The sequence below is a fragment of the Lysobacter daejeonensis GH1-9 genome, from assembly GCF_000768355.1.
Taxonomy (GTDB): Bacteria; Pseudomonadota; Gammaproteobacteria; order Xanthomonadales; family Xanthomonadaceae; genus Aerolutibacter; species Aerolutibacter daejeonensis.
This window is the reverse complement of the sequence record NZ_AVPU01000052.1, coordinates 1-7745: the sequence shown is the minus strand read 5'-3', so window position 1 is coordinate 7745 and position 7745 is coordinate 1. Positions and strand designations below refer to the sequence as shown.

General features: G+C 71.5%; 7 protein-coding genes. 4 read left to right on the top strand and 3 right to left on the bottom strand.

The window, feature by feature from the left end; translation table 11 throughout:
• Positions 1–214: 214 nt before the first annotated feature.
• Positions 215–1363 (bottom strand): LysM peptidoglycan-binding domain-containing protein, encoded by a 1149-nt coding sequence (locus N800_RS14615; RefSeq protein ID WP_036140325.1) that lies wholly within the window; start codon positions 1361–1363, stop codon positions 215–217.
• A gap of 173 nt (positions 1364–1536) precedes the next feature.
• Here N800_RS14615 and def point away from each other — a divergent pair, with 173 nt between their 5' ends.
• The 4 genes from def to N800_RS14595 all read left to right on the top strand — a co-directional run bounded on the left by def (position 1537) and on the right by N800_RS14595 (position 6287).
• Positions 1537–2052, top strand: a complete 516-nt coding sequence (gene def, locus N800_RS14610) for a peptide deformylase (protein ID WP_036140320.1) — start codon at positions 1537–1539, stop codon at positions 2050–2052.
• A gap of 177 nt (positions 2053–2229) precedes the next feature.
• Positions 2230–3150: a methionyl-tRNA formyltransferase gene (gene fmt, locus N800_RS14605; protein ID WP_036140318.1), complete on the top strand. Its 921-nt coding sequence runs from the start codon at positions 2230–2232 to the stop codon at positions 3148–3150.
• Positions 3147–4457, top strand: a complete 1311-nt coding sequence (gene rsmB, locus N800_RS14600; RefSeq protein WP_036140316.1) for a 16S rRNA (cytosine(967)-C(5))-methyltransferase RsmB — start codon at positions 3147–3149, stop codon at positions 4455–4457. Before fmt ends, rsmB begins: the two co-directional genes overlap by 4 nt.
• Before the next feature lie 159 nt (positions 4458–4616).
• Positions 4617–6287 (top strand): ArnT family glycosyltransferase, encoded by a 1671-nt coding sequence (locus N800_RS14595; protein WP_052108299.1) that lies wholly within the window; start codon positions 4617–4619, stop codon positions 6285–6287.
• A gap of 22 nt (positions 6288–6309) precedes the next feature.
• Here the strand turns inward: N800_RS14595 and N800_RS14590 are convergent, their stop codons facing one another.
• Positions 6310–7374, bottom strand: coding sequence for a glycosyltransferase family 9 protein (locus N800_RS14590; protein WP_036140314.1), 1065 nt, complete (start codon positions 7372–7374; stop codon positions 6310–6312).
• Positions 7371–7745: hypothetical protein (locus N800_RS16165; RefSeq protein ID WP_036140310.1), on the bottom strand; the 375-nt coding region annotated here is incomplete at its 5' end. The genes N800_RS14590 and N800_RS16165, both read right to left, overlap by 4 nt.

Below are 7745 nucleotides of genomic sequence, written 5' to 3'. Positions count from 1 at the left end.
GGCCTCACGCCAGGCGCGTGGCCCTGCGGCGAGCGCGGCGGCGGGGCTGGGGTGGGCGGTCAGGAGGTGTCGGCGCGGCGCGGAGGGCCCCCCTGCTGCCAGCAGCCGCAGCAGGGCATCGGTATCGTCGGAGTGCATCGCCACAGTCTGGCGCAGAAACAACGACGGCGCCCTAGGGCGCCGTCGCAGTGTCGCGTAGGACGATTCCGATGGATCAGTAGGCCGCGTCCGGGTGCTTGAGCTCGTAGCCCAGTCGGGTCGGCTTGGTCGCGTCCATCACCAACGCATAGCTGACCTTGTCGAAGGTGCGGAACACCATCAGGTGGCTGGCGAACTCGTCGGGCAGCTGGATGCCGTCCTTCGAGCGCAGCACCTTGTTCTCGTGCTCGGCACCGCGGGTGACCACGTCGGCGACATTGCTGCCGGGACGCCACGCGGAGAACACGGTGCCGTTGTCCACGCCGTCGCGGGCGCCGACCGACAGCGCGACCACGTCGCGCGGACCGCCGGTGGTGAGCATGTCGGCCACGGCCAGCACCTTGGCCTTGCCGTACTCGATCTCCTGCGCCGGCGGGTGCGGGATGAACTGCAGGTCGTACGGCTGGGCCTCGATCGGGATCAGGCGGTCGCCGACGCGCACCTCGCGGCCGCCCTGGTCGAGCAGCAGGGTGGAGACTTCGGCACGGCCTTCGACGGGGCGGGTGATGGTGCCGGTGTTCTGGCGCATCAGCTCGTGGCCGAGGAACTCGCCGCCGCCATGCGGGATCTGGTAGCCCCACAGGCGCTCGACGCCGATGTTGGCGCGGCCGCGGAAATCCAGGTCGGCGGCGCGACGGCCTTCGGTGCCGCAGCAGCGGGTCGGGTCGATGCTGGCGTAGGTCTGGGTCGCGCGCACCACCATGTAGCGCTGGCCCGGCTGGGCGTCGGCCAAGCCGTGGACGTAGGCGACCTGGCCCTCGGCGGTGCGCAGGCGATCGTCTTCAAGGCCGGCCACGTACGGCAGCTGCTCGAACTCGTCGACCACGCGCAGGTCCTTGAGGAACCCCTCCACGTCGGACAGCGGAATCGTGTTGATCGGCGCCTCGCTGCGCGGGCCTTCCTGTACCGCCACGCGGTTGAGGTAGGCCAGCGAGATCACGTCACCCGGGTAGATCAGGTGCGGGTTCTTGATCTGCGGGTTGGCCTGCCAGATCTCCGGCCACAGCCACGGGCGCCTCAGGAACTTGCCGGCGATGTCCCACAGGGTATCGCCCCGCTTCACGACGTACGTGTCGGGATGGCCCCCCGCCATCTCGGCAGCGACACCATAGGTGGCGATCGTCAGCAACGCGGCGGCGAGCACCGCACGGATCGGTTTAAACATGGCAGCCATCTACCTGATTCCCCTTGCAGGTTTTCCCCGGGCGGCAGCGCCGATGAGGGCACCGGCACTATAGCCCAGAAGGTGCACGCGGTTGCAAGCATCGGGCGCTCACAACGGCGCTACAATGTTTCCGTGAAGCTTGCGTCTGTGACAAGCGCCCCCATTTTTTCGCCATGGCCCAGCTCCCCATCCTCGAGTTCCCCGATCCGCGCCTGCGCACCAAGGCGGTGCCGGTCGATCCTGCCCAGGTCACCGGGGCGGAGTTCCAGCGGCTGCTCGACGACATGTTCGAGACCATGTACGAAGCGCCGGGCATCGGCCTGGCCGCCAGCCAGGTGGACGTCCACCAGCGCTTCATGGTGATAGACGTATCCGATGAGAAGGACCGGCCGCTGGTCTTCATCAACCCGGAGATCACCACCGCCGACGGCCACCAGGTCTATCAGGAAGGCTGCCTGTCGGTGCCGGGCATCTTCGCCGATGTCACCCGCGCCAACCAGATCACGGTGAAGGCCATCGGCCGCGACGGCCAGCCGTTCGAGCTGGCGGCCGACGGCCTGCTGGCCGTGTGCATCCAGCACGAAATGGACCACCTGGAAGGCAAGCTGTTCGTCGACTACCTCTCGCCGCTGAAGCGCGAGATGGTGCGCAAGAAGCTGGCCAAGGCGCAGCGCCACAAGGCCGCTTGATCGTTGCCGGATGGGCCGGGCCGCTGCCGCTGGGTGCGGCGCGCCGGATCCGGCTCCCTTTCCCGGTCACAGCCCCGGACGGCAAGTCGCCTCGCCGCGGCTGGCCATGACCCCGGTGCTTTTCCCGTTTCCCCGCGGGTACGCCCCCGCGACCGCCAACAGGACCCTGGCCGCCCCATGAGAATCGTCTTTGCCGGCACCCCCGACTTCGCCGTGCCCTGCCTGCGCGCCGCCGCGCAGCGCGGCGAGGTGGTGGCCGTGTACACCCAGCCCGACCGGCCCGCGGGTCGCGGCCGAGAACTGACGCCGTCGCCGGTGAAGCGCGAAGCCCTGCTGCGCGGCATTCCCGTGCTGCAGCCGGAAAACTTCCGCAGCGCCGAGTCCAAGGCCGCGTTGCGCGCGCTCAAGCCCGACCTGATGGTGGTGGTGGCCTACGGCTTGATCCTGCCGCAGTCGGTGCTCGACATCCCCGCCCACGGTTGCTGGAACGTGCATGCCTCGCTGCTGCCGCGCTGGCGTGGCGCCGCGCCGATCCAGCGCGCGATCGAGGCCGGTGATGCCGAGACCGGCGTGTGCCTGATGCAGATGGAGAAGGGCCTGGACACCGGCCCGGTGCTGCTGTCGCAGGTGCTGCCGATTGGCGCCAGCGACACCGGCGGCCAGTTGCATGACCGCCTCGCAGAGTTGGGCGCGCGTGTGCTGGCCGATGGGCTCGGCCTGCTGCGTGCCGGCATCCGCCCGGTGGCCAGGCCGCAACCGGCCGAAGGCGTGACCTACGCGCACAAGCTGGACAAGGCCGAAGCCAAACTCGACTGGGCCCGCCCGGCTGCCGAACTCGCCAACCGGGTGCGCGCCTTCAACCCGTGGCCGATGGCCGAGGCAGTGGTGGCCGGCGAGCGCCTGCGCCTGCACGGTGCGGTGGCGCTGGATGAGGCGCCTGCCGTGGCACCCGGCACCCTGCTGCGCGCCGGCCGCGATGGCCTGGACGTGGCCTGCGGCGAAGGCGTGCTGCGGATTCGCGTGCTGCAGCGCGACGGCGGCAAGGCGATCACCGCGGCCGACTACCTCAACGGGCGCCCCGATCTGAGGAGCGCATGAGCGGCGGCGCCGCGCCCCGCGCCTTGGCGGCCCGCATCCTCGATGCGGTGCTGCACCAGGGCCGTTCGCTGAAGGCGGAGTTGGGTGCGCACCTGCCCACGCTGCCCGATCCGCGTGACCGCGCGCTGGTCGAAAGCATCTGCTTCGCCGTGCTGCGCCAGCCGGCCCGCTACCAGGCCGCGCTCGATGCATGGATCCCGCGCCCCTTGGGCAAGCGCGACCAGCCGTTGCGCGCGTTGCTGTTCGTCGGCTTCGCCCAGCTCGACCCGCTGGGCCTGTCCGCGCACGCCGCGGTCGCGGAAACCGTCGAAGCCGCACGGCTGGTCGGCCGTCGCCACCAGGCCGGCCTGGTCAACGCATTGTTGCGCCGCGCGCAGCGCGAAGGCGTGCCCGTCGCCGAGATGCAGGCGCATTGGCCGCGCTGGCTGCGCGAACGCATCGCCGCCGATTGGCCGGAAGATGCCGAGGCGATCTTCCACGCCGGCGCGGTCACGCCGCCGATGTGGCTGCGGGTCAATCGTCGCGTGCAGTCACGCGATGCGTACCTCCCGCGATTGGAAGCGGCGGGCATCGCCCATGCCGTCGATCCGACCCTGCCCGATGCCGTGCGCCTCGACGTGCCGGTGGCGGTGTCGGTGCTGCCGGGGTTTGCCGATGGCGCCGTGTCCATCCAGGACGCCTCCGCGCAACGCGTCGCCGATGCGCTGCCCCTGCGGCCCGGCGCGCGGGTGGTGGACGCCTGTGCCGCGCCCGGCGGCAAGGCCGCGCACCTGCTCGAACGCGAGCCCGGCCTGCAGCTGGTCGCGCTCGACATCGATGCCACCCGTCTGGAGCGCGTGCGTGACAGCCTGCGCCGCGTCGGGCTGGCCAACCACGCGCGGCTGGTCGCCGCCGACGCCACCCGGCTCGCGGCCTGGTGGGACGGCGAACCGGTGGACGCGGTGCTGCTGGATGCACCGTGTTCGGCCACCGGCATCGTGCGCCGCCAGCCGGACGTGCTGCTGCACCGGCGCGCGTCCGACCTGGGCACGCTGGCTGCGGTGCAGGCCCAATTGCTCGATGCGCTGTGGACCGCGGTGGCACCGGGCGGTGTGCTGCTGTACGCCACCTGCTCGATCCTTCGTGCGGAAAACGCCGACCAGGTGGCCGCCTTCCTGGCGCGCACCCCCGATGCGGTGCTGGAGCCGCTCGACGAGCGCTTCGGCCGCGCGGTGCAGGTGGACGGCCGCTATGCCGGCCACCAGCGGCTGCCGGGCGAGGACGGTGGTGACGGCTTCTTCTATGCGCGGCTGCGGAAGGGCGGTTGACCATCGCGTCGGCGGTCGATCAACGAACCTCAAGCGGCGATCAGGTCGCGGGTAACGCTTCACCGACAAATTCGTGACCGCCGGCCTAGGTCGGTCCGCAAATCCTCCCCGGGCGGCAATCGTGTGCTGCCCGAGTGCGCCGGCCAGTATCATCCGCCGATGCACACGCCCTTCGCCCTGAAAAACGACGACTCCCGCAGCGCCTGGCTGTTCTGGCTGGTGGCCACGGTGGTCCTGTTCGCCGGCCTCGGCCTGCGCGACCCATGGCCCGCGGACGAACCGCGTTTTGCGCTGGTGGCCCGGCAGATGGTGGAGAGCGGCCAGTGGCTGTTCCCGATGCGCGGCGACGAGCTGTATCCGGACAAGCCGCCGTTGTTCATGTGGCTTCAGGCGGCGTTCTATGCATTGACCGGTCAGTTGCGCGTCGCGTTCCTGCTGCCGTCGCTGCTGGCGGCGCTGGGCACGTTGTGGCTGGTACGCGACCTCGGCCGCCGGTTGTGGTCGGCGCAAGCCGGCACGTATGCGGCGTGGGCGCTGCTGTTTGCGCTGCAGTTCACCTGGCAGGCAAAGCGCGCGCAGATCGACCCGACGGTCACCTTCTTCATCACGCTGTCGGTGTACTCGCTGCTGCGCCACCTGCTGCGCGGGCCGGACTGGCGTTTCTGGGCGCTGGGCTGGTTCGCGGCGGGCCTGGGCGTGATCAGCAAGGGCGTGGGCGTGGTCGCGCTGCTGGTGCTGTTGCCGGCGGCATGGGCGCAATGGCGCGGCTGGAATGGCGTGGCTTCGATGCGCGGCGCGAAGTTCTGGCTGGGCCCGGTGGCGCTGCTGCTGCCGCTGGCGCTGTGGCTGGTGCCGATGCTGCTGGCCGTCAATGCCAGCGACGATCCCGCATTGCGCGCCTATGCCGACAACATCCTGCTCAAGCAGACGGCCAAGCGCTATGCAGATCCGTGGCACCACCACCAGCCGTTCTGGTACTTCATCCAGATCGCCCTGACCCAATGGCTGCCGGCCGTCGCCGCGCTGCCGTGGGTGCTGCGGCCATGGCGCGATGCGCTGCGCGCGCGTGACGCGCGCATCCTGCTGCCGCTGGCCTGGGTGGCGCTGGTGCTGCTGTTCTTCAGTCTCAGCAGCGGCAAGCGCGAGGTCTACATCATGCCGGCGCTGCCGATGCTGTGCCTGGCGATGGGCCCGTACCTGCCGGAGATCCTGGCGAAGGCGTGGCCGCGTCGGATTGCCTTCGGCATCGCACTGGGGCTGTCGGCGTTGCTGGCGATCGCCGGCGCGATGGTGGTACTGGGCGAGCCCGGCTTTGAACGCACGCTGGAAGACGCACGCGGCGTGGCGCACGGCGCCGATCCGCTGGGCGCGATGCTGCTGGCCATCGGCGCGTTCGGGCTGGCGGCGGTGGCGTGGCTGCGCGCAGGTCGCGGCGCCGCCGCGCTGGCGTGGGTGCTGTCGGGGCTGTGGGTGGGCGTCAGCCTGATCGGCTACCCGCTGCTCAACGATGCCAGTTCCGCCCGCGGCCTGATGCAGCGCGCTGGCGCGCGCATCGGCCCGGAGGCCGAGCTGGGGCTGGTGGCGTGGAAGGAGCAGAACCTGCTGATGGCCGACCGGCCGGCGCAGACCTTCGGTTTCCTGCGCCCGGCCGACGAGCAGCTGCGCGATGCGCAGGCGTGGCAGGCGCAGGCGCCCGCCACGCGCTGGCTGCTTGTGGAGCGTGCCGCGCTCAGTGCCTGCGTCGACTGGTCGCAGGCGGAGAACCTCGGGATTTCGAATCGGCGCGAGTGGTGGCTGGTGCCGGCGCGCGCGGCGTGCCAGCACCCATGAGCGTGGCGGGCGGCGTAGCGTATTAGCCTGGAACGGCGGCGCGACCGCGTTCGGCCACCGCGTCGGCCAACTCCTGCCATGCGGCGATGACGGCCTCGGCGGGAACGTCGCGGGCCTGGCTCTGCTCGCCGTTCTCGCCACCGAGGCAGTGCACATGGCCGGGGCCGAGCGGTCGCCACATCGCCGGCGACGCGTTGCCGAACAGCACCACCAGCGGGCAGCCCAACGCGGCCGCCGCATGCGCCGGGCCGGTGTCCACCGAGACCATGCTGTGCGCGACTTCCAGCAGCGCCAGCAGGCGCGGGATGGGCAGGTCGCCGGCCAGGTTGTGCAGGCGCGGGTCGCCGTCGGCGGCCGCGCGGATCTCTTCCAGCACCGCGTGTTCGCCTTCGGAGCCGCACAGGACCACCTGCGCGTCGGGCAGGCGCGCCCAGACCGCGCGCGCGACGGCCGCCCAGCGTTCCGGCGGCCAGTGCTTGGGATGCTGGCGGGTCGCGACCGTGCCGCGCTTGTGGGTGCGCTTGTTGCCGGGCTGGAACAGCACCAGCGGCCCCTGCAGCCCGTGGATGGCGCGCCACGCGGCGAGGGCGCGGCGGTCTTCCTCGCCCACCGCCAGTGCGGGCAGGCGGAAGGGCGCGGGATCGATGTCCAGCGCGGGATAGGGCTTTGCCGGATTGCGCGCGCCCATCCGCAGCCAGCGGTCGGGCCACAGTTGCTGCTGGCCGTCGACGACGGCGTCACTGGGCAGGCGTCCGACGATGTCCTCGTCGGCGATGCCGGCGCGGCGCAGCAGCGCGGCCATCTCCGCGTCGGCGTCGCACAGGTACACCGGGCCGCGACCGCGCGCCCGCAGCCAGCGCACCAGCGCCCACTGGCTGGGACAGAGCAGGTACGGGGTGTTGCGGCTGGTGACCAGCTGCAGGTGGCCGACCGCCGGCTCATGCTGCAGCAGGGGCGGCGTCCAGCCACCGCTGCTGACCACGTCGACCGGTTGGCCGTAGCGCGCGGCCAGGAAGCGGATCAGTGGCGTGACCAGCACCATGTCGCCGAAGGCGCCACAGCGGACGAGGAGGGGGCGTGCGCTCATGCGCGGGCTCCGGAGGGATCGGGTGCGGGGTTGCCGGCACGAAGGCCGGCGAGGGCGGCCAAGGCGTCGACGGCTGCCGGCAGGCCGTTGGACAGGCCCAGGGCGGCGGCTTGTGTACGCAGTTGCGCACGCGACGGTTCGTCGGCCTGCAAACGCTGCAGCGCATCCACGAGGACGTCTGGCGCCGCGCCTGGGGCGACGCGCACGGCCCCGGCGCGCGCCAGCCATTCCACGCGGGCAGCCTGCTCGGCCTGCAGCGGCAGCGCCAGCGTTGGCGTGCCCAGCGCGAGCGCCTGCACCAGCAGGCTGCCGCCGCCCAGAAGGGCCACGTCGGCCTGGGCGAGCAACGCCATCAGCTCGGCATTGGGCAG